The following is a 20,816-nucleotide window of genomic DNA, read 5'->3' on the forward strand; positions in this document are numbered from 1 at the left end:
TATTACTTGTTTTTTTCACCCACTTTTTTTAACCCATAAATAATAGCTGATGGTTAATAATGCTATCCACATTATCCCAACGTACAATGCGATTCGGGTATTAGGGAAATAGCCCAATACGGCAATTATAAATGCCATAAAAGCAATGGCTAAGGCAGGCGCAACGGGCCAGAAGGGAACAGGGAATTTAAGCTGTTTAGCTTCTTCTGCCGGCATCTTACGACGCATGATATATTGTGACAGCAGAATCATCAGCCATACCCAGACGGTTGCAAATGTCGCAATCGAAGCAATAATCCCGAAAACTTTTCCCGGCAGCAAATAATTCAAAACGACACCAATCAGCAAGATCCCTGACATCACCAGCACGGTGACCCACGGTACACCGTTTTTAGTTAGTTGTGTGAAAGCCGCCGGAGCTTGTTTTTCCTGCGCCATGCCATACATCATCCGACCAGCACCAAAGATATCACTGTTGATCGCGGAAATAGCCGCAGTAATCACAACAATATTCAAGATATTCGCCGCTGAATCAATGCCTAGACTGGAGAATATCTGAACAAATGGGCTGCCATTTTGACCCACTTGATTCCATGGATAAATGCACATCAAAACAAACAACGTAAGAACATAGAACAGCAAGATGCGGAACGGAACTGCATTGATTGCACGCGGGATGGATTTCTCCGGATTTTTCGCTTCACTGGCGGTGATGCCGATGACTTCAATACCACCGAATGCAAACATAACGACCGTAAACGAGGCGATCACCCCTGCAATGCCATTTGGCATGAACCCGCCATGTTCCCACAAGTTTGATAGGCCGGTGACGTGTCCAGATTCTTGTCCGAAGCCATACATCATAATGGCAAATCCACCGACAATCATGGAAATAATCGCAGCAACTTTGATGATAGAAAGCCAGAATTCCATTTCACCAAATACTTTGACGTTACATAGATTTATCGCCCCAATGAAAAAGACAATACTGAGTACCCAGATCCACTGCTCGACATGAGGAAACCAGAGTTTCATATAAATGCCAAATGCGGTGATATCAGCAAGGCAAACAACCAGCATTTCAAAGACGTAAGTCCATCCGGTCAGAAAACCCGCCAATGGTCCTAAGTAGTGAGTGGCATAATAAGAGAAAGATCCCGGTGCGGAACGATGAACCGCCATCTCTCCCAATGCCCGCATGACCATGAAAACCGCTGCTCCACCAATCGCATAGGCTAATAGTACCGCGGGCCCCGCTGCTTTAATGGCTTCCGCCGAACCATAGAAAAGTCCTGTGCCAATTGCCGACCCCAACGCCATAAACCGAATGTGGCGAACACTTAACCCTCGTTTGAGTTGTGAAATGTTTTGCATGATTTATCCTTGTGTCTTTTATTATTAGATTGGAAAAGATAAATACTACGATAAGGCCGGTTTTATCCGGCCTAAAACGACGTGTTTGTACTTAGTTTTCTATGATCTTTCCAGCAGGCAATAATGCAGCAAGTTGCTGTTCAGCCAACAGTTGAATAGCTTCATTAATATCCGGTGCGAAAAAGCGATCCTTATCATAATATGCGACTTTATCACGGAGGATATGGCGAGCTTTTTCCAGTATCGGGCTGCTCTTCAAGCCATGACGGAAATCCATGCCCTGACAAGCTGTCAGCCATTCAATCGCTAAAATTCCACGCACGTTATCTGCCATTTCCCATAAGCGGCGACCCGCGGCGGGTGCCATTGATACGTGATCTTCCTGATTGGCCGAGGTTGGCAGGCTGTCAACACTGGAAGGATGTGCTAACGCTTTGTTTTCACTCGCCAGAGCCGCCGCAGTTACCTGTGCAATCATAAAACCGGAGTTCACCCCGCTGTTTTCGACCAAGAATGGTGGCAACTGAGACATATTGCTATCCATCAGTAAGGCAATTCGGCGTTCTGACAATGAGCCAATTTCTGCCAACGCGATAGCCAAGTTATCCGATGCCATGGCGACAGGTTCAGCATGGAAATTACCCCCAGAAATCACTTCATCTTCTTCAGTAAATACTAACGGATTATCGGAAACCGCATTGGCTTCAACCATAATCACATCAGCAGCATGGCGGATCTGGGTTAAGCAAGCACCCATCACTTGTGGCTGACAACGCAATGAGTAAGGATCCTGAACTTTCGGACAGTTTTTGTGAGATTCAGAGATACCACTTTGTTCTTCCAGTACCAAACGGTAAAGGATTGCCACATCAATTTGACCTTTCTGACCACGTGCTTCATGAATACGCATATCAAATGGCTTACGGGAACCAAGGGCAGCTTCAACAGACAACGCGCCACAAACAATCGCTGATGCGAGTAAATCTTCGGCGGCAAAAAGACCTTTCAAGGCAAAAGCGGTTGAAGTTTGTGTGCCATTGAGCAACGCCAGACCTTCTTTTGCTGCAAGACGAATCGGCTTAAGTCCCGCTTTCTCCAGTGCTGCTTTGGCCGACAGCCATTCACCACGATAACGAGCTTTACCTTCACCCAGCAATAACAAACTCATATGTGCCAATGGAGCCAAATCACCTGAAGCCCCTACTGAACCTTTAGTTGGGATGCAAGGATAAACTTCAGCGTTGACCAAAGCGATCAATCCCTGAATCACTTCCAGACGGATGCCAGAATAACCACGGGCAAGGCTATTGATTTTCAATACCATAATCAGTCGGACAATCTTATCCGACAAAGGCTTACCCACTCCCGCAGCATGTGACATGACAAGAGAACGCTGCAATTCTTCCAAATCTTGCTCTGCAATGCGGGTACTCGCCAGCAAACCAAAACCCGTATTGATACCGTAAGCTGTTCTGTTTTCACTGATGATGCGATTCACACAAGCGACGCTGCTCTCAATGGCAGGGAAACATTGCTCGTCCAAACTAATATGAACAGGATGCTGATAAACATGGCGTAATTCTTCACGCGTCATTTGTCCCGGATGAATAGTAATGTTTTTCATATCAATAATGCTCCTTATTTTGCATCAATCATTGGCAGGTTCAGCCCCTGCTCTTTCGCACACTGGATAGCCAGCTCATAACCCGCATCGGCATGACGCATAACACCCGTTGCTGGATCATTATGCAGGACACGGGCAATGCGTTCTGCTGCTTCATCAGTGCCATCACAGACAATTACCATGCCGGAATGCTGTGAGAATCCCATACCAACACCACCGCCATGATGCAGCGAAACCCATGTCGCGCCACCGGCGGTATTCAGTAAGGCATTCAATAACGGCCAGTCAGAAACCGCATCGGAACCATCTTGCATAGACTCTGTTTCACGGTTAGGGCTAGCTACAGAGCCAGAATCCAAGTGGTCACGACCAATCACGACTGGTGCAGAAAGTTCTCCGCTGCGTACCATTTCATTGAATGCCAATCCCAATTTAGCGCGATCACCCAACCCCACCCAGCAAATACGTGCCGGCAAACCTTGGAAACTGATGCGCTCTCTCGCCATATCCAACCAACGGTGTAAATGGGAATCATCTGGCAGCAGCTCTTTTACTTTGATATCGGTTTTATAAATGTCTTCAGGATCACCAGAGAGTGCCGCCCAGCGGAAAGGCCCGATGCCACGACAGAATAGAGGACGAATATAAGCAGGAACAAATCCCGGAAAATCAAAGGCGTGTTCAACTCCCGATTCTTTCGCCATTTGACGGATGTTATTGCCATAATCGAAAGTAGGTACGCCCTGTTTCTGGAAGGCCAACATGGCTTCAACGTGCACAGCCATTGAGGTTTTCGCAGCTTGAATCACTATTTCTGGTTCAGTCTCGGCACGGTGGCAATACTCTTCCCATGTCCAACCCGCTGGCAAATAACCATGTAATGGATCATGTGCGCTGGTTTGATCTGTCACCATATCAGGACGGACGCCGCGGCGTACCAACTCAGGCAGAATCTCTGCCGCATTACCGCACAATGCGATTGATACTGTTTTGCCTTCTTGGGTATAGCGTTCAATGCGCGCCAAAGCATCATCCAGATCAATGGCCTGTTCATCCACGTACTTAGTACGCAGGCGAAAATCAATGCGGCTTTGCTGGCACTCTATGGTCAGTGAAGACGCACCTGCTAACGTTGCGGCCAGCGGCTGTGCGCCTCCCATGCCACCCAAACCCGCAGTCAGTACCCAGCGTCCAGTCAAATTACCGTTGTAGTGCTGGCGACCTGCTTCCACAAAGGTTTCGTAAGTGCCCTGAACAATGCCCTGACTACCAATGTATATCCAGCTACCCGCAGTCATCTGTCCATACATCGCCAGCCCTTTGGCATCCAGTTCGTTAAAATGTTCCCACGTCGCCCAATGTGGAACCAAATTCGAGTTTGCAATTAATACGCGCGGTGCGTTTTCATGTGTTTTGAAAACGCCTACTGGCTTGCCTGACTGCACCAGCAAAGTTTCGTCATTCTCCAGATTCTTTAGGGTTTCAACAATTTTTTCATAACATGCCCAATTTCTGGCTGCGCGACCGATCCCGCCATAAACCACCAACTCACCCGGATTTTCAGCGACATCAGGATCAAGGTTGTTCATAAGCATACGGAGTGGTGCTTCCGTCAGCCAACTTTTTGCTGTGAGTTGTGTTCCTCTAGGGGCACGAATAATTACGTTGCTGAATTTATTATTTTGCGTCGTCACGGCTTTTTCCTATTTCATCTTTATGAATTTTGTTAATTGTATAGTTGTATATACATGTATATTCAATAGGAAAAAATGTGACGCAGATAGAGTCGATAATATGGAGTACATTATCATTTATAATAAATATCAATAAGATGATAATGATTTATTCTGTGATAAATAGAGGAATGTTTTTACTGGTTTTGTGTTTTGCATCACATTGATTTTACATTGTCGTTACAACGTTTAATAAAAAAACCTCTTCAACCCAAAAGGGAAAAAGAGGTTTTTTGTGACTTGATGTGCAAACTATGAACTAAAATGTCCTTTCAATTTATATCGATATCCAGGAAACAATAACTTGGCACTGGAAACAATAAATTCTTTCGACCAAGTCCGGCGACTGATTAACAAACAAGGCGTATTTGCCTCAATTTGTAATAATCTGCAAGAACGGGCATCTCCCGCAACAGCTTCAACAATATGCTCTCCTTCTGTCAGGGGCGCTACTTGCGATAAATAATCATGAGCAGTTTGCTGGCTGAAATCTTGTCTCAGGTATTCCGGTGCGGCCTGGGCATTGACATAACGATCTTCAATTTGTACAGGCACATCATTTTCATAATGGACAATAATGGAATGGTAGATAGACGCACCTACTGCAATACCAAATTCCGCAGCCTGAGTCACATTGGCATTCACTTCAGAGAGTTTCAGCACTTTACAACTGTGCTGGTGAGAGCGTGAAGCAATTTCATCCGCAATACTGTGAATTTCAAACAGGGCAGACTGTCCTTTCGGCTCAGAAACAAACGAACCCACACCTTGCAGACGGAATAGAAAACCTTCTGCCGTGAGCTCCCTCAGAGCCCTGTTAGCCGTCATGCGACTACAGTTAAATTGCTTGACTAATTCCGCCTCCGAAGGGATCCGGTCATGTGGTTTCCATTCCCCTGTATAGATATTTTCAATAATCGCTTGTTTGACTTTCGCATACAAAGGCACCGGTTTGACAAATGTATCTGGGAAATCAGTTGTCACTATCACTTCCTTCTTGCTTTTTACCCATTCCACCAGTGCACCAATTGCCACGCAAGACGAGCAGCCACTTTGCCTCCCATTCCTTGGATGTCATACAAAGGATTAAGCTCGACCAAATCTGCGGCTTGCAATTTTTTGCTCTGACAGATGAGTTGAATTAATGGCAGCAAACGTTCTAACGGAACACCCAACGCCGCAGGTGCGGAAACTGCTGGCATTTGCCAGATTGGCAGCACGTCTAAATCGATAGTCATATAAATTATATCAACTTGATTAATGATATCTTGTAGTTGCTGCTGTACTTTGTCCAACATGGACTCAACACAATGAGTATCCCAAATAATTGTGACATCAAGATGATTAGCCTCGTCTAACAACGCTTGGGTATTCGATGCCAAACTGGCCCCGACACAAGTGTAATTAAATAGACGCTGGTGCTGCTGACAATAATGGGCAAGCTGCCGAAATGGAGTTCCTGATGTGGGCTGTGGCGAATTTCGCAGATCCAGATGTGCATCAAAATTGATGATACCGACACGCTGAGTCGGAAACGCACGATAAATTCCCATTCCATGAGCAAATGCCGTTTCATGCCCGCCACCCAAAATAAGCGTTTTCATCTTATGCTGCTGGCATTCATATACCGCATCACTGAGGGCATTCTGTGCTTCACTCAGTTTTTCAGGATTGGCGCGAATATTTCCCAAATCCACCAGCCGATCATGACCATCATAGCTAGCCAGATTTGCCATTGATTGACGCAAATATTCAGGCCCTAACTTCGCTCCCAGACGACCTTGATTGAGCTTGACGCCTTCATCACACTCAAATCCTAATAACGCAATGTGGTGAGGAAATTCATCTGGGGAGAAACTGGCTGGTTGTTTTATTGTCTGGAATACGCGCAAAGCATTATCCGCTTCTGCAAGATCATTACGCCCTTGCCAAATGTTTTCTGATGTTGGATGCCATAAATTCATGTTCTATTCCTCGCCACCATTAATTATCGCAAATGTTTTTTAAGTGAGCATGACACGTGATTTCACCGCGATAAACACGATAAACCAACGGATTACTGCCCAATTCATATAAGATATCAACTGGATTCTGAGCATCCCAGACAACAAAATCTGCCATATGACCCACCGCCAATTGGCCGTGACTATCTGCCCGCCCTAATGCGCGAGCCGCATGAATGGTTACGCCCTGCCACGCTTCTTCTGGCGTTAAACCAAATTGTACGCAAGCCATATTCATGATCAGACGCAAGGAGGTAAAAGGGCTGGTTCCCGGATTGAAATCCGTCGAAATAGCCATCGGAACACTATATTGGCGCAATAATGCAATAGGGGGACGTTTAGTTTCTCTCAGGAAATAAAATGCGCCTGGCAGCAGCACAGCAACGGTTCCACTGCGACTGATGGCCTCAATACCTTTTTCATCCAAATATTCGATGTGATCAACTGACAAGCCTTGATATTCAGCAACCAGTTCACTCCCCCCTAAATTAGAAAGTTGCTCAACATGGCCTTTTACAGGAATATTCAGGTGTTTTGCTGCATCAAACAGGCGTTTGGTCTGGCTGAGATTAAAACCAACAGTTTCGCAGAACACATCCACGGATTCGAATAACTGTTTCTGCCAAAGTATGGGAAGGATGGAATCACAAACTAAATCGATATAGGCATCAGGATTATGTTTATATTCAGGTGGGACAGCATGGGCAGAAAGTAATGTCGGGCTAATTTCTATCGGATTTTTCAGTGCCAATGCCCGCACGACCTTCAACTGTTTCTCTTCATTTTCCAGATCTAGCCCATAACCTGATTTCATCTCAATGGTTGTTACCCCTTCGGCAATCAAGGCATCAAGCCGTTTTTGAGAAGACACTTCCAATTGATGGGCCGAACTTTTTCTAGTGGCATTGACCGTCGAATTAATCCCTCCACCTTTAGCACTAATTTCTTCATAAGAAGCACCATTCAAACGCTGTTCCCATTCAGAGGCCCGATTACCACCAAAAACTAAGTGGGAGTGACAATCGATCAAGCCAGGGGTGATTAGCCGCTGCCCTACATCGATAATTTTACACTGGCCGGTTAGCACGCTATCTGTCGGCAAAATCGCTAAGATTTTTTCATTCCGAACAATAAGATCATGCTGCTCTAACATGCCGTAATTACTTTTGCCATCAATGTTCTTAATAGTAGGGTTCATTGTGGCGAGTCTGGCATTACGCCAAATAACATCGGTATCTTTCAGCTCAATCGACATTATTATCGTCCTGTTATTTTTTCTTATTAATATCAATCTTCATGTTGTATATACATTTATTTTATAACCAAGCATGATTGTCAAATCATTTTGTGAATAACTTGTTCCCCAAAACGATAGCTTCAAAGAAAAATCACAAAAAATCAGGTACAATTACCAAAATTTGTTAGTGAATTAACGTGTAATGAAGAAGAAAAATCGACTAAACGAAGAAGACATCAATCTATTCAGAACGTCTGTTACAGGAACTCACCGCATTGTTCACGATACGGTTTCCCATATTCCGAAAAGAAAAAAAATAAGCCATGTTGCCCCTGAGCGTCTTATGCAGGAACAGGTCGATGCCAGTTACTATTTTTCCGATGAGTTTCAACCTAATCTCGATACGGAAGGAGCAACCCGCTATGTAAGAGAAGGGGCTAATCATTATGAATTAAAGAAGTTACGTCGCGGAGATTATCCTCCTGAGCTGTTTCTCGACTTACATGGATTAACTCAATTACAAGCCAAACAAGAAATTGGAGCTTTGATCGCAGCCTGTCGTCGTGAACATGTTTATTGCTCTTGTGTCATGCATGGTCACGGTAAACATATTCTTAAACAGCAAGCCCCATTATGGCTTGCCCAACACCCTGATATTATTGCCTTTCATCAAGCGCCCAAAGAGTGGGGAGGGAACGCTGCGTTGCTCATTTTGGTAGAGATGGATGAATTTACGCAGCGTTAATTTAGTTTCTATATTTAATTAAGGTGTCTAGTTGGCTTTTGCCGCTAATTGTGCCGGAGATGTTTGCCATAACAGACGTCCTCTTTCTGCCTGATGATCCAACTCTACACAAGCAATACTGGATGTGGCAAACATAGGCGGTGTTTGCGCAGGGCAAAGCTCAGACACTAAATAACCCACCAGAGGTAAATGAGAAACCACCAATACAGCCTTGCGGCCTTGCGTTGCCAAAACCTGCAAATAACTCGCTACCAGTGCCACATCACCCGATGGTGTTAACTCAGCCAGCACTTCTTCGTTGTCAGGCAGCGCCAAATTTTCACGAACTGCCTTTAACGTCTGTTCCGCACGGATATAAGGGCTGACCAAGACATAATCAATGTCAGGCACTTGTTGTGAAAACCAGCAAGCCATTTTCTGTGATTCTTGACACCCACGGGGAGTAAGTTCCCGTGTTGCATCACTGATTGAATCTAAAGCAGCATCACCATGACGCATAATAAAAACGTACATAATCCACCGTCTAGTTAATTGCGAACCTGTCCCAAGACAACGCACGATTAGATCTTCTTGAGACAAGACATTGGTTATACGGCATTAATAAGTAGGCTCAAGTGATATTACCAAGCTAATATTTGATACAAAAACGTTTCAGTCAACATTAGTTGGCATTCTGCCCTAAAACAAGGGTAAATAAAATGACTAAAAATGATTTATATATGCAGTGTGACATTGTTATTATTTCTTTTTATATGAAAAATAGAAACCATAAATAAACAATCAATTATTAAATTATTTCCCATAAAAAAATCGACCCTTGGTTAAAAGGGCCGATCTGACTTATTTTGCAAATAGAACTGTAAGTTATGAGTAAAATTTCTTCCTCTGTTCAGCCATCTGGATTAAACCTTCACATGGTGTGAATCTCTCTCCATGCTGCTGCTCCAGACGACGTAAAATTTCTACAACCTTATCACTGCCAAGCTTATCAACATAACGGAATGGCCCTCCCAAGAATGGCGGGAATCCAATGCCAAATACAGCGCCAATATCACCATCACGAGGGCTTCTGATAATCCCTTCATCTAAACAGCGAACGGCTTCATTCAACATGAGCATCACACAACGCTGGGCAATGTCAGCAGGTAACATTTTTACAACTGGTTTGATTTTTAATAAGGAATAAATGGAGGCGTCCACTTCTTTGGATTTTTTTCCAAAAGACCAGAATGCGCCCTTTCTATTCGCATACGAATAAAAACCACGGCCATTTTTCTTACCTTTCCGATCATCTTTTAAGGTCGCTTCCAAAAACTCTGGCGCAACAAATCTATTACCTAACTGTTCCACCAAAATAGGGATGATTTTGGTGCCTACATCGATGCCAACCTCATCCAACAAATTGATTGGGCCAATAGGAAAACCGAAGCCCACCAGCGCCTTGTCAATATGATCAACTGGTTCCCCTTCTGCCAAACAATAACCGGCCTCATTAATGTAAGGTGTCAGAATTCGGTTCACATAGAATCCCGCTTTATCTCCTACAACAATGGCGGTTTTTCCCTGTTTCTTAGCCAGTGCCACGGTGGTTGCAATCGTTTTTTCACTCGTTCCTGCATGTGGAATGACTTCCACCAACGGCATTTTGTCAACGGGACTAAAATAGTGAAGGCCAATCACCTGCTCTGGCCGGGCAGCAACTTCAGCAATCTTGTGGATTGGCAACGAAGATGTGTTGGAAGCAAAAATAGTTTCGCATTTCGCATTTTCTTCAACTTCTGAGACCATTTTACGTTTCAATACCAAATCTTCAAATACTGCTTCGACCACAATATCCGCTTGCTTAAATCCGCTGTAATCCGTAGTTCCTGTCAATAGAGACATCTGGCGAGAACGCTCACTTGATTTCAAACGACGCTGTTTTACTCGCCTGGAGAGGAGATCCCATGTATATTTCAGAGCCTGATTGATGCCTTTTGTATTAATGTCCCTAATGCGGACAGGCAGATTTCCTCGTGTCATGGTAACGTTAGCAATACCACCGCCCATCAGGCCTCCACCCAAGATACCCACATGCTTGATCTCAGCAGGCTGCTCTGACGAGCCAGTTTCATTTTTTAACGCAGTCGAAGCAAAAAACAAGCTCCGTAATGCTGCTGATTCCTGTGACATCGCCAATTCGCCAAATGCCTTAGCTTCAGCCTGAAAGCCTCTGTCTAACCCTTTTTCCAAACCTGTGCGAATCACATTGATGATTTTCTCTGGAGCCGGATAATGGCCATGAGTTTTCGCTCTCGTTTTTTGATGCACCATATGGAACAACAGCGGCCTACCCAGTGCACTCGCCAACATACGCTGTGACCATGCCAATGGCTTGCGTTTAGCTATGCCTTTTTTAACATATTGCACAGCGACATCCAGCAAGATGTCCAAAGGAACTGCATCATCCACGACACCCAATCGTTGCGCCTGTTTTGCCTTGAGCTGACGACCCGTTAATATCATGTCCAGAGCAGCGCTGACACCAATCAAACGGGGCAATCGCTGAGTTCCGCCTGATCCCGGCAACAACCCGAGCTGAACTTCCGGTAAACCAAGACGCGTTTTCTCATCCAAAGAACAGATACGAGCATGACAAGCCAAGGCCAGCTCCAGCCCACCGCCCAAACACGCTCCATGAATGGCTGCCACAACAGGCAAAGGATAATTGGCAATCTGCGCAAATAATTTTTGACCTTTCTCGGCCAATTCTGTCGCTTCTTCCTGAGTGTGGCAGCCTGCTATCATGCTGATATCTGCACCAGCAATGAAAGTGTCTGGCTTACCAGACACAATCACTAACCCTTTCAAACCGGAAACTTGTTGTGCTTTCTCAAACATCATTAAGAACTGTTCAACAAATTCGGCTTTCAGCGTGTTTACTTTCTCATTTGGTACATCAATGGTGATAACGCCTACCTTATCGTCCCTAACAGAAAAGCTGAATACTGATTGATCTGGTTGCGTCGTTGACATGACAGTGTCTTTCTCAGCCTGAGCCATTATTCTACCTCCAATACCATTGCTGCACCCAAACCACCTGCGGCACAGGCGGTCGTTAGCCCAAACCCACCACCACGGCGACGTAATTCATTCAATGTTTGGGTAACCATTCGGGCTCCTGTCGCAGCAAATGGATGCCCATAAGCAATTGACCCACCCAATACATTGAATTTATCCATATCCACTTCACCAATTGCCTGAGCACGCCCCAACTTTTCACGGGCAAATTTTTCACTGGCAAACATTTTTAAATTCGTCAATGTTTGGGCAGCAAACGCTTCATGCATGTCAATGAGAGTGAGTTCATTCAAAGTGATGCCAGCCCGATCCAGCGCCAGAGGTGTCGCATAAGATGGCCCCAGTAGCATATCCTGCCAAACGTCAATAGCAGAAAACGCATAACTGCGTAAATACCCCAATGGAATCATACCCAGTTCTTTGGCAACCGATTCACGCATCAACATAACTGCGGCTGCACCATCAGTCAGTGGCGTACTATTCGCCGCAGTGACTGTGCCATATTTACGATCAAAGGCTGGACGCAATTTAGCATAAGAGGCTAGAACTGAATTTTTTCTAATGTTGTTATCTTCTGCTAATGTGTTGCAGTACGGCGGAAAATGCGGCGATATAATTTCTTCATTCAAAAGCCCCTGTTCCCAAGCTTTAGCCGCCAATATATGAGAACGGTGCGCCAAGGCATCTTGATCTTCTCGACTAATATGATAGGTTTTTGCCATCTGCTCTGCCGTATCACCCATTCTCAACCCCGTCGAATATTCAGCAACAGCAGGAGATACTGGCAGTAAATCACGTAATTTCAATCGGCTGATTAATTTTAGCCGTTGAGACAAGCTCTTGGCTTTGTTCATATCTACCAAAGTGCGAGCCAATGTCTTAGTTACCCCAATCGGCAAAACGGATGAAGAGTCAGCGCCACCAGCGATTCCCACATTAACTGTACCCGCCATAATACTTTCAGCCACATTTGCAATCGCCTGAAAACTCGTCGCACAAGCACGGGAAACACTATAAGCATCAGTATTCACACTTAAGCCTGCACCCAAAACAATTTCCCTTGCAATATTTGGTGCTTCCGACATTTGAACAACCTGCCCAAAAACTAATTGGTCGATCTTCTCAGGCGACAAACCGCTCCTAATGACCAGCTCACTGACGACAGCTTTTCCCAAATCGACAGCCGGAATACCGTGGTATAAAGTTGCCTGTTTCGCAAAAGGAATGCGCAACCCGCTGACAATAGCAACACGTTCCTTTTGCTGTGTTACTTTTGTTGAAGAACGACCCATAGCAACTCCTGACAATAATTATTAATTAAATCAATTGATTGATTAAAAATATTTACTCACCTCATAAGAGGTCAGACCTGATGGAGCATTGTTAACGCAATGTTGGGAAATAGCAAATAGGAATAAACGAAAAATGCGAGCAAGCGCAACTTTAAGGCATTTATAATTTATACAACTTGGATAGAGAATGTGCGAAGAAAATATAAAAAAAGACTATTATTTACAATCGTTGACAACCGATTCTCCCACCGTTTGAGATCACAAAACAATGAGAAAACCGTTATTCAGAATGGATTAACGCAACCCTAACTGAAAAATCAGGGCTTCTGCCTGACAGCTAAAGGTGAAATCTACAGATAATTGCATTCCACCATCAACTGTTTCGATTCTATCGTGTATGATGCATGGCTCTGATTCCACAGCTTTTGCCTTTTTAGTCAATATATTAAGCATCGTTTCCGCTTCTTGCTCACGGACAAAAACACACTGATAAGAAGCAGAGCAATCTTCATTATCAATGACTGTTCCCACATCAACACAACAGCAAGCAGCAGTTTCTTCCGCACTACAACGGTTAATTGCATCAGGCATCTTTAATCTCTCCAACTATAAAAACTTACTGATGATTGTACGTTGTCATAATTGCTGATAACCAGCGTTTACGCTGTTTAAGGCTATTTATCTCACTATTTATTGATCTCATCACGTCCAAAAATACTTATTTACATTTAATTAACATTTATTGTCTATTTTTTGTTAAGCAAGTCCCATTTTGGCAATCATCTTGGTTATATTTTAAAAACATTCTTGCAACATCTTCTATTATCAGGCCTATACTTCGTGCACTGGTCTGATTTGTCACTTTGGCAAACCGACTCTACAATCCCGCGCTCTCAGCTACTTGAGTAGCACTTTAATAATAATTAAACAATGAGGTTTTGGTTATGAACCAGAAAAACCTGTTTACACGTTCAGCATTAGCAGTGGCGGTTGCAGTTATTTCATCCAACGCTAGTGCTGCCGGTTTTCAATTGAATGAGTATTCATCATCAGCACTAGGTCGTGCATTTTCTGGGGCAGGTGTCGTTGCAGACAACGCTTCTGTGGGCAGTCGTAACCCTGCGGCCATGACCTTATTTGATCGCCCATCGTTTTCTAGCGGTTTAATTTATGTCAACCCAGATGTTGATATCACAGGAAAATCCCCTGTAACTAGCAATAGCACCGACGCTAAAAATATTGCACCACATGCATGGATTCCAAACCTGCATTTTATTACACCGATCAATGAGCAATGGTATGTGGGGGCATCTGCGACTTCCAACTTTGGCTTAGCGACCAGTTTCAGCAACAACTATACTGCTGGCCCAATTGGCGGTAAAACTGATCTCAAAACCGTGAACCTAAACCTAAGCGGTGCTTACAAGTTTAATGATCAGTTCAGCTTTGGCTTAGGTGTCAATGCTGTTTATGCAGATGCTAAAATCACTCGCCATATGGGAGAAACAGGCCCCGCGTTGTCTAAAATGACAGGACTCAATATTCCAGCAAGTGCTGAGGCAGCCAAATTGGAAGGTAAGGATTGGGGCTATGGCTGGAATGCGGGGCTGCTATATCAATATGACGAAAATAACCGTTATAGCCTGACTTACCGTTCAAAAGTCAAAGTGAAGTTCAAAAGCGGGGATTTCAGCAATGATTTGCCTGAACCTATTGGAACAAGTGGTAAGACAGTCAAAGGTAAACTGGATCTGAATTTACCTGATATGTGGGAACTCTCTGGTTATAACCGTGTTGCACCACAATGGGCAATTCACTATAGCTTCCTGTACACAGGCTGGAGCGAATTCAAGGAATTAAAAGCAACAAGAAATGATACTGGTAAAATCGCATTTGAGAAGCACGAAGGTTTCCGTGACGCTTACCGTATTTCGCTGGGTACAACTTACTACTATGACGATAACTGGACATTCCGTACTGGTATCGCCTTCGATGAAAGCCCAGTTCCAGCCAAAAATCGCTCTATATCCATTCCCGATCAAGATCGTATCTGGTTAAGTGTCGGAACTACTTACGCATTCAATAAAGATGCCTCTGTGGATGTCGGTGTTTCCTATATGCGCGGTAAAAAAGTACGTGTTAGCGAAAAACTGAAAGAAGACATGCCGGCACCTTTCAACGCACCCTATGAGTTTGATTCCAAAGGAACTGCGTGGCTGTACGGTGTGAACTTTAACTATTCGTTCTAACTGAATGCGGTGATCTAAAAAGGATAGCACCTGCTATCCTTTTTTGGTTATGGATCCCAGATTAATCGATGGAATCCAATTCATCTTGAATACTTGCTGCGTTAGGATTTTTTTCTGGTGCTAGCTTGCCGCCATTAGCCATAAAATCGTGGCGCTGGAAGTAGGCATCACGCATCATCAAATAAGGATCGGAAGAGTTCTTTAACAAGCCGTCAGAATCCAGCAGACGAGAGCGGGTTTCTATACCTTCAAACACCCATTTCCCCACCGACATCCAGCCCGTGAGATAACTAAGCACGGGATAAGTCATATCCGCAAAGTTACCACCTTCATCACGCAGTGTGAAACTGCCGTAACCGGGCAGAACAACATACGGACCATAGCCCACACTATAGTGCCCTAATGTGCTACCAAAACGCATCGAATCTTCTTTTGCCAGTTTAGAGTTTGCCATTGAAGCAACATCAATAAACCCGCCCATTCCCAAGATAGTATTCAAAAAGAAACGGTTAAAGTGTTTTGCACCTTCATGGACATCACCACGCAAAAAACTGTTAACCATGCTAGCCGGCTCTTCAAGATTACTCATAAAATTGCCGATACCATTTCGTGCGGGCATAGGCACATAATTACGCCAAGCTACAGCAACAGGCCGCAGAACATAAGGGTCGAGAACATCATAATTAAAGCTGAACATAGCACGGTTAAGTCCTTCCAGTGGGTCAGAACGCCCCTGTTTCACCGTATTCGATGAACTGGCACATCCCACTAATAAGACTGCTGCAAGAGCAACCCCGCTCAGACGATACTTCATATTGTTCTCCGCATAATGACTTTTAGACATTGACTCTCACACTGCATACCAATCAATGAACCCAATATGTTAAATATACTGCCAATTTTTCATTAATGGTAATCAAAAAGAGTGGTGATTATATAGGCAAACAGTTCGCTATGCCTTATCTCCGGCAAGAAAAACAGGTATACTGCTTCTCATTGTCCCCTTAGTTAAATGGATATAACGAGCCCCTCCTAAGGGCTAGTTGCAGGTTCGATCCCTGCAGGGGACGCCATACTACAGTTCACCGCAGTTCTTATCCGTTCGCAAAATCCTTTAAAATCATATCTCATACATAAATCATCGTTCGTAGAAGTTCGTATTAGTTCGTTGACAGCCGCACTCTTATCTGGGTAAATTTTGGGTAAAGAATCTTACCCAATGGAATTTTACCCAATGCTCACTGTAAAACAGGTTGATTCAGCTAAACCAAAAGAAAAACCATATCGTCTATCAGACAGTAATGGTCTTTATCTATATATTCCGTTATCTGGTAAAAAGGTATGGCAACTGCGTTACCAATTTGATGGTAAGGAAAAAATTCATACAGTAGGTAAATATCCTGAAATATCCCTTGCAGAGGCTAGAGGCAAGGTGTTCGAATTAAAAAAAGAACTAGCTAATGGGATAGATCCATCAAAAAAGAATATATTCACAGATAAGCCCAAAGATACATTTTCATTTATCTATCATGAGTGGTATCAATTCAAGCATGGCGTCTGGTCTGAAAGATACGCAAAAGAATTACAAAGTATGTTTCAGAATGACATTCTGCCAAACATTGGTCATATGACAATGGAAGAGATAGAGCCACTAATTCTACTCAAGGTGATACGTCAGTTCGAAGAGCGCGGAGCTATGGAAAGAGCATGTAAGGCTCGGCGTAGATGTGGGGAGGTATTCAGATATGCAATAGTAACAGGACGAGCAAAATATAATCCTGCGCCAGATTTAGCTGACGCAATGACCGGATATAAGAAGAAGCACTATCCATTCCTGACGGTAGATCAAATCCCCTCTTTCAATCAGGCACTATCCTCATATTCAGGTAGTATCATCTCAAAAATAGCCACCCAGATTCTACAATACACAGCGCTGCGTACTAAAGAGTTACGTAGCATGGTATGGAGTAACGTTGATTTCAATAACAAGCTGATTACCATCGCACCTGAGATAATGAAGAATCGGAAATTACACGTAGTTCCAATGTCGAATCAGGTCGTCGAGTTACTCACAGTTCTGAAACCAATACCTACCTATGCGTCCAAACCTGCACCATGCGGGAGATAAGAGATATCAATGAGTTAAAGAGGACAATTCTCCCGTTTAACGTAACCTATTGATTTTACGTAATTCTGTCACCGTGCCAGAGATTAGTAAAATCAAAGAGTTAAAAGGTGATTAATCCCACCTTTATTATAACCAATTTATTTTATTTAATTACCGCTCAGGATGGGATTACAAAGTCCTGTCGGAAATGAAGGTGGAGCAAAGGATTGGAATGAAGGCATATTCAGGGTGCTAGAAGGGTATTTGGATTGTATCTTTGTCTATAAACTTGCCCATTGAGAAAAACTACACAATGATAAGGTTGATTAGGAGTATCTTTGCGTACTTTAAAATGATCACTTAACCCGTCTTCAGTATATTCACTACCATAATCATCATTAAACTCCTTAATACTCGCAGGATCATAATTCGTACCTATATTACCCTTATATGCCTTTACAAAAACATTTGGCAGCAGAATAGATAGCTGTGAGCCAAAAGAGCTTGAAAAAGGAAAACCATCTATTGGCCAAATCCCTCCGCTGGGTTTAGAATTCGCCGAATAACAAGCAATAAGTCGAACACTGTACAGCTTATTAAATTCTGACCATTGTTTTATACTATCCGAAAGCTGCCCAGGATTATAATCCTGACCATTTATTCGGACTCTGGGTATCCTCGGCCCATACCCATGACATCCGATAGTTAGTCGATTTTTCCTCTCGTTTTTCCTAAGTGGTTCTTCGAATATATAGGAATCTTCATATGCATGAATTAGCCTCATGTTAAAATCCTCCGCCTCCAAGAATACAATCAACCCTACTCCCCCTGCGTGACCATGTAAACTTTTTCCTAACCCGAATCTTGTGCTTTTTTCCTCAAATTCAACACCGAATCTGCTGGTTCTGAAAGCGTATCAGAAAGGGGCGCGCAGCCCCTGTCATTACTTCGGCTGTTCAGGCCATGGGATATCGGGGGCGGTATCTGCTGATTTCTGTTGCTGCTGGTTCCACACCGAATCTGCCGGCATCTGGACACGGACGTCCAAGCGACACCCTTCGGGAATGTCACAGGGTTCCCCATCAGCGTAGTAAACCTTCTCGCCGTCCACGATGGCTTTTATCCGCCGGTTCTGAAACCGTTCAGGCAAATGCGCGTGCTGACGGTGGAACGTCTCAATGGTGATGCTGCCGCCCTTCTTCATCTGTGCAGTTGCTTTAGCAACACGAGATATTTCATTATTACTAAATACCCCTGTACCAACTACGCTCGAAATAGACGCAGCCATATCAGACCGAGTTATGCCGTTGCCCGCCATTACCCGCGCCATTTCATTGAGTTGTCCGGCTGTTTTATTGGCATAATTACCCGTCAAAATAAGCTGCTTATTGAATTGGGTGAATTCCCGTTCCGCGTCATAAGCGACCTTGGCGATACCGCCTATCGCTGTAACTACTGCGCCAATTCCACCACCACGCAATAGCCCGCCCATGCCTATTGTGTTTGCGATGTTTTTCAGGCTGCTAATCACAGATTTATTTTTCCCGCTTAAATCATTAGTAGCTCTGCCCGTTTCTTTTAGCTTGTTGATGTAAATATCTGCCGCAGAGCTAACCCCTAATTGCGCTGCCCTGTGCCTCAGTAATTCATTGCGGCTCAGATTTTGGGTTGCGAGCTGATCTTTTAATCTGGACAGAAACATCTGGCTCGCAGCCGATTGTTTCGCATCAGCATCTGCCATCTGTTTCTTTTTGCCGATAATGTCAGACAGGATATTGCGGTAAGACTCAAGGTCTAACTTTTCAGATTGCCGGGCTTTTCTGGCTTCTGCCTGAATCTTGGTTAACTGTTCTGTGGCGGTCGCATTGCGCTTAATCGCATCAATCTGTTTAAAGAACGACTCTGCGACTTTATCTTACTCTGCTGCAAGAACCTTTGAGGCGGACGCTGCTTGCCGTTCCTTAGCTGCCAGCTCTGCAATACTTCGGTGTGTCCTGTCAATTTCTTTCGCCATTTCAGCAGAAGCGGCGGCTTGCTTTTCCGACTGGTTAGCTAATTTATTTGTAGAATTCCCTGCCTTTTCAGCGGCACCACTAAATGAGTTTAATTTCTGCTCGCCCCTCTCAAGGTCAGAAGTAATAACCTTCAATGAGATAGTTGCTACATCAGTCATTTTTGTTTCCTTCGGGTATAAAAAAACCTCCCGAAGGAGGTTGATAATTGATGATGTTTCTAGACCTGTCTATTCGACGGAATGTGCAATTAAGCAAAAACCAAGATAATGCAAAAAGCCGCACTGGGCGGCAAATGTGAAAAAGACCACAGATATGTGACCTTGCAATCAGGAGACAAATTTGAACTACTGCAATTTATTTATTCTTTATCACGCCAGTTGCAGTAGAAACGTTTAGTTTGTCCTGTTTGTTTCAACATGGTACTTAATTCTTGCGCTTTAATATCAAGATAAGCTCCAACGTATTCGTATTCACCTTTACCTTTTAGTGTTTGAGGACTCGCACTACCAAGGTTATAGGTTATACCATCAACAGTTACAAAAAGATTTTTGTTAAACACCTCACTCATTTTCTGATAACCTTTTTTACTATTATCAGAAGATACTTTCCACCACAAACCCTTGGAGAGTTCTTCGCTTTTTTTTCTTTCTTCCCAATAGAATAATGAGATTTTTTCAATATCTGTTTTGTTTTGAATTCTGGTTAATATACCGAAAGCGCGTTCATTTAGACCTTCAAATTCATCGTCAGCAATATACCCCCAATCCTGTCCACCTTCATATGTACTACTTCCTAATTCAAGATCAAAAGACAACATATAGTCTATCTGACTCCAGTCACAAGCCATCAGGTCTTCTTGTGTTGGTTGCCACGATACAAAGTTATTATGCTTACGCTTCTTAATAACATAAGACAGGTTGTTACTTTCACCGTTAGCCGCTGATTCAGGAGTAAGACCAATGTATTCATCGGGGTAGTCCCAATTATTGCGATACACAAGACTTCCTAAATACACTTGCACCATTGCCCACGGGAAAGAACCAATGGGTACGATTACATCGTTACTCTTGTATTGAACGGGGTTAAGTGAACAGTTCCTCTCAGTATTCTCTGGCTTATTAACTTCAGACATAAATCCCTCACTTATTATTCGTTAAAGTTCAAGGTCATTCATCCTACTAATAAACAGCCAGTTAATATTACTTAGGTCAGATTTTTACTTCAATCGAATACCATAACACAGAGATTAATACGCCTTAATATCGGGTGACAGATTATAAAATCTGATTATCCGCAGTCATAGGTATCGGTTGGGGTGTAAATTCAACGTTTGCTGCTGATGAAAAACCCGCGCGGTGATCTGACCCCCGAAAGTTG

At 43.7% G+C, this 20,816-nt stretch carries 17 protein-coding genes, 1 tRNA gene and 1 pseudogene; 4 read left to right on the plus strand and 15 right to left on the minus strand.

What is annotated here, in order from left to right:
• Positions 1-15: 15 nt before the first annotated feature.
• The 6 genes from H8A87_RS08140 to hutI all read right to left on the minus strand — a co-directional run bounded on the left by H8A87_RS08140 (position 16) and on the right by hutI (position 7,989).
• Positions 16-1,374 carry an amino acid permease gene (locus H8A87_RS08140; protein ID WP_198689478.1) on the minus strand — a complete coding sequence of 453 codons (1,359 nt, stop codon included), beginning with the start codon at positions 1,372-1,374 and terminating at the stop codon, positions 16-18.
• A gap of 91 nt (positions 1,375-1,465) precedes the next feature.
• A complete protein-coding gene (hutH, locus tag H8A87_RS08145) occupies positions 1,466-2,998 on the minus strand; it encodes a histidine ammonia-lyase (protein WP_198689479.1) in 1,533 nt (510 codons plus the stop codon).
• Between the two features lie 14 nt (positions 2,999-3,012).
• Positions 3,013-4,692 (minus strand): urocanate hydratase, encoded by a 1,680-nt coding sequence (hutU, locus tag H8A87_RS08150; RefSeq protein WP_198689480.1) that lies wholly within the window; start codon positions 4,690-4,692, stop codon positions 3,013-3,015.
• 291 nt (positions 4,693-4,983) lie between these two features.
• The gene (gene hutC / locus H8A87_RS08155; protein ID WP_408646883.1) at positions 4,984-5,715 is read right to left on the minus strand and encodes a histidine utilization repressor; all 732 of its coding nucleotides are present in this window, start codon (positions 5,713-5,715) and stop codon (positions 4,984-4,986) included.
• Between the two features lie 20 nt (positions 5,716-5,735).
• Positions 5,736-6,695 (minus strand): formimidoylglutamase, encoded by a 960-nt coding sequence (gene hutG / locus H8A87_RS08160; protein ID WP_198689481.1) that lies wholly within the window; start codon positions 6,693-6,695, stop codon positions 5,736-5,738.
• Between the two features lie 19 nt (positions 6,696-6,714).
• Positions 6,715-7,989 carry an imidazolonepropionase gene (gene hutI / locus H8A87_RS08165; RefSeq protein ID WP_198689482.1) on the minus strand — a complete coding sequence of 425 codons (1,275 nt, stop codon included), beginning with the start codon at positions 7,987-7,989 and terminating at the stop codon, positions 6,715-6,717.
• Between the two features lie 184 nt (positions 7,990-8,173).
• Between hutI and smrB the strand changes: the two genes are divergently transcribed.
• Positions 8,174-8,716: an endonuclease SmrB gene (gene smrB / locus H8A87_RS08170; protein ID WP_198689483.1), complete on the plus strand. Its 543-nt coding sequence runs from the start codon at positions 8,174-8,176 to the stop codon at positions 8,714-8,716.
• Positions 8,717-8,743: 27 nt separating this feature from the next.
• Here the strand turns inward: smrB and sixA are convergent, their stop codons facing one another.
• The 4 genes from sixA to H8A87_RS08190 form a co-directional block, all read right to left on the minus strand.
• Entirely contained in the window at positions 8,744-9,229 is a 486-nt protein-coding gene (sixA, locus tag H8A87_RS08175; RefSeq protein ID WP_198689484.1) for a phosphohistidine phosphatase SixA, read from the minus strand.
• Positions 9,230-9,580: 351 nt separating this feature from the next.
• Positions 9,581-11,758, minus strand: a complete 2,178-nt coding sequence (gene fadJ, locus H8A87_RS08180) for a fatty acid oxidation complex subunit alpha FadJ (RefSeq protein ID WP_198689485.1) — start codon at positions 11,756-11,758, stop codon at positions 9,581-9,583.
• Positions 11,758-13,068 (minus strand): acetyl-CoA C-acyltransferase FadI, encoded by a 1,311-nt coding sequence (fadI, locus tag H8A87_RS08185; RefSeq protein ID WP_198689486.1) that lies wholly within the window; start codon positions 13,066-13,068, stop codon positions 11,758-11,760. Before fadI ends, fadJ begins: the two co-directional genes overlap by 1 nt.
• 294 nt (positions 13,069-13,362) lie before the next feature.
• Complete coding sequence (locus tag H8A87_RS08190) at positions 13,363-13,659, minus strand: YfcZ/YiiS family protein (protein ID WP_198689487.1); 297 nt, start codon at positions 13,657-13,659, stop codon at positions 13,363-13,365.
• A gap of 353 nt (positions 13,660-14,012) precedes the next feature.
• Here H8A87_RS08190 and fadL point away from each other — a divergent pair, with 353 nt between their 5' ends.
• Complete coding sequence (gene fadL / locus H8A87_RS08195) at positions 14,013-15,317, plus strand: long-chain fatty acid transporter FadL (protein WP_198689488.1); 1,305 nt, start codon at positions 14,013-14,015, stop codon at positions 15,315-15,317.
• Positions 15,318-15,378: 61 nt separating this feature from the next.
• On the opposite strand, the gene mlaA is transcribed toward fadL, so the two are convergent.
• Positions 15,379-16,131: a phospholipid-binding lipoprotein MlaA gene (gene mlaA / locus H8A87_RS08200; protein WP_198689489.1), complete on the minus strand. Its 753-nt coding sequence runs from the start codon at positions 16,129-16,131 to the stop codon at positions 15,379-15,381.
• A 184-nt stretch (positions 16,132-16,315) separates the two neighbouring features.
• Between mlaA and H8A87_RS08205 the strand changes: the two genes are divergently transcribed.
• Both H8A87_RS08205 and H8A87_RS08210 read left to right on the plus strand, forming a co-directional pair.
• Positions 16,316-16,390 (plus strand) — tRNA-Arg (locus H8A87_RS08205).
• 161 nt (positions 16,391-16,551) lie between these two features.
• Positions 16,552-17,442: pseudogene (locus H8A87_RS08210) on the plus strand (tyrosine-type recombinase/integrase); the annotation flags it as partial.
• 226 nt (positions 17,443-17,668) lie between these two features.
• Here the strand turns inward: H8A87_RS08210 and H8A87_RS08215 are convergent.
• The 4 genes from H8A87_RS08215 to H8A87_RS08230 all read right to left on the minus strand — a co-directional run bounded on the left by H8A87_RS08215 (position 17,669) and on the right by H8A87_RS08230 (position 20,571).
• Entirely contained in the window at positions 17,669-18,208 is a 540-nt protein-coding gene (locus H8A87_RS08215) for a hypothetical protein (RefSeq protein WP_198689490.1), read from the minus strand.
• A 159-nt stretch (positions 18,209-18,367) separates the two neighbouring features.
• Positions 18,368-19,165, minus strand: a complete 798-nt coding sequence (locus H8A87_RS08220) for a phage tail length tape measure family protein (protein ID WP_198689491.1) — start codon at positions 19,163-19,165, stop codon at positions 18,368-18,370.
• 174 nt (positions 19,166-19,339) lie between these two features.
• The gene (locus H8A87_RS08225; protein WP_198689492.1) at positions 19,340-19,597 is read right to left on the minus strand and encodes a hypothetical protein; all 258 of its coding nucleotides are present in this window, start codon (positions 19,595-19,597) and stop codon (positions 19,340-19,342) included.
• A gap of 200 nt (positions 19,598-19,797) precedes the next feature.
• Positions 19,798-20,571, minus strand: coding sequence for a Thoeris anti-defense Tad2 family protein (locus H8A87_RS08230; protein ID WP_198689493.1), 774 nt, complete (start codon positions 20,569-20,571; stop codon positions 19,798-19,800).
• Between the last annotated feature and the right edge of the window lie 245 nt (positions 20,572-20,816).

This window comes from Xenorhabdus lircayensis, assembly GCF_016306625.1.
Lineage (GTDB): Bacteria > Pseudomonadota > Gammaproteobacteria > Enterobacterales > Enterobacteriaceae > Xenorhabdus > Xenorhabdus lircayensis.

What these genes read in the sequence shown, in the direction of transcription:
- H8A87_RS08225 (WP_198689492.1), bottom strand. Translation starts at nt 19,597, where the DNA reads ATGACTGATGTAGCAACTATCTCATTGAAGGTTATTACTTCTGACCTT.
- H8A87_RS08190 (WP_198689487.1), bottom strand. Translation starts at nt 13,659, where the DNA reads ATGCCTGATGCAATTAACCGTTGTAGTGCGGAAGAAACTGCTGCTTGC.
- H8A87_RS08140 (WP_198689478.1), bottom strand. Translation starts at nt 1,374, where the DNA reads ATGCAAAACATTTCACAACTCAAACGAGGGTTAAGTGTTCGCCACATT.
- H8A87_RS08220 (WP_198689491.1), bottom strand. Translation starts at nt 19,165, where the DNA reads ATGGCAGATGCTGATGCGAAACAATCGGCTGCGAGCCAGATGTTTCTG.
- hutG (WP_198689481.1), bottom strand. Translation starts at nt 6,695, where the DNA reads ATGAATTTATGGCATCCAACATCAGAAAACATTTGGCAAGGGCGTAAT.
- hutI (WP_198689482.1), bottom strand. Translation starts at nt 7,989, where the DNA reads ATGTCGATTGAGCTGAAAGATACCGATGTTATTTGGCGTAATGCCAGA.
- fadJ (WP_198689485.1), bottom strand. Translation starts at nt 11,758, where the DNA reads ATGGCTCAGGCTGAGAAAGACACTGTCATGTCAACGACGCAACCAGAT.
- fadI (WP_198689486.1), bottom strand. Translation starts at nt 13,068, where the DNA reads ATGGGTCGTTCTTCAACAAAAGTAACACAGCAAAAGGAACGTGTTGCT.
- sixA (WP_198689484.1), bottom strand. Translation starts at nt 9,229, where the DNA reads ATGTACGTTTTTATTATGCGTCATGGTGATGCTGCTTTAGATTCAATC.
- H8A87_RS08230 (WP_198689493.1), bottom strand. Translation starts at nt 20,571, where the DNA reads ATGTCTGAAGTTAATAAGCCAGAGAATACTGAGAGGAACTGTTCACTT.
- fadL (WP_198689488.1), top strand. Translation starts at nt 14,013, where the DNA reads ATGAACCAGAAAAACCTGTTTACACGTTCAGCATTAGCAGTGGCGGTT.
- mlaA (WP_198689489.1), bottom strand. Translation starts at nt 16,131, where the DNA reads ATGAAGTATCGTCTGAGCGGGGTTGCTCTTGCAGCAGTCTTATTAGTG.
- smrB (WP_198689483.1), top strand. Translation starts at nt 8,174, where the DNA reads ATGAAGAAGAAAAATCGACTAAACGAAGAAGACATCAATCTATTCAGA.
- hutH (WP_198689479.1), bottom strand. Translation starts at nt 2,998, where the DNA reads ATGAAAAACATTACTATTCATCCGGGACAAATGACGCGTGAAGAATTA.
- H8A87_RS08215 (WP_198689490.1), bottom strand. Translation starts at nt 18,208, where the DNA reads ATGAGGCTAATTCATGCATATGAAGATTCCTATATATTCGAAGAACCA.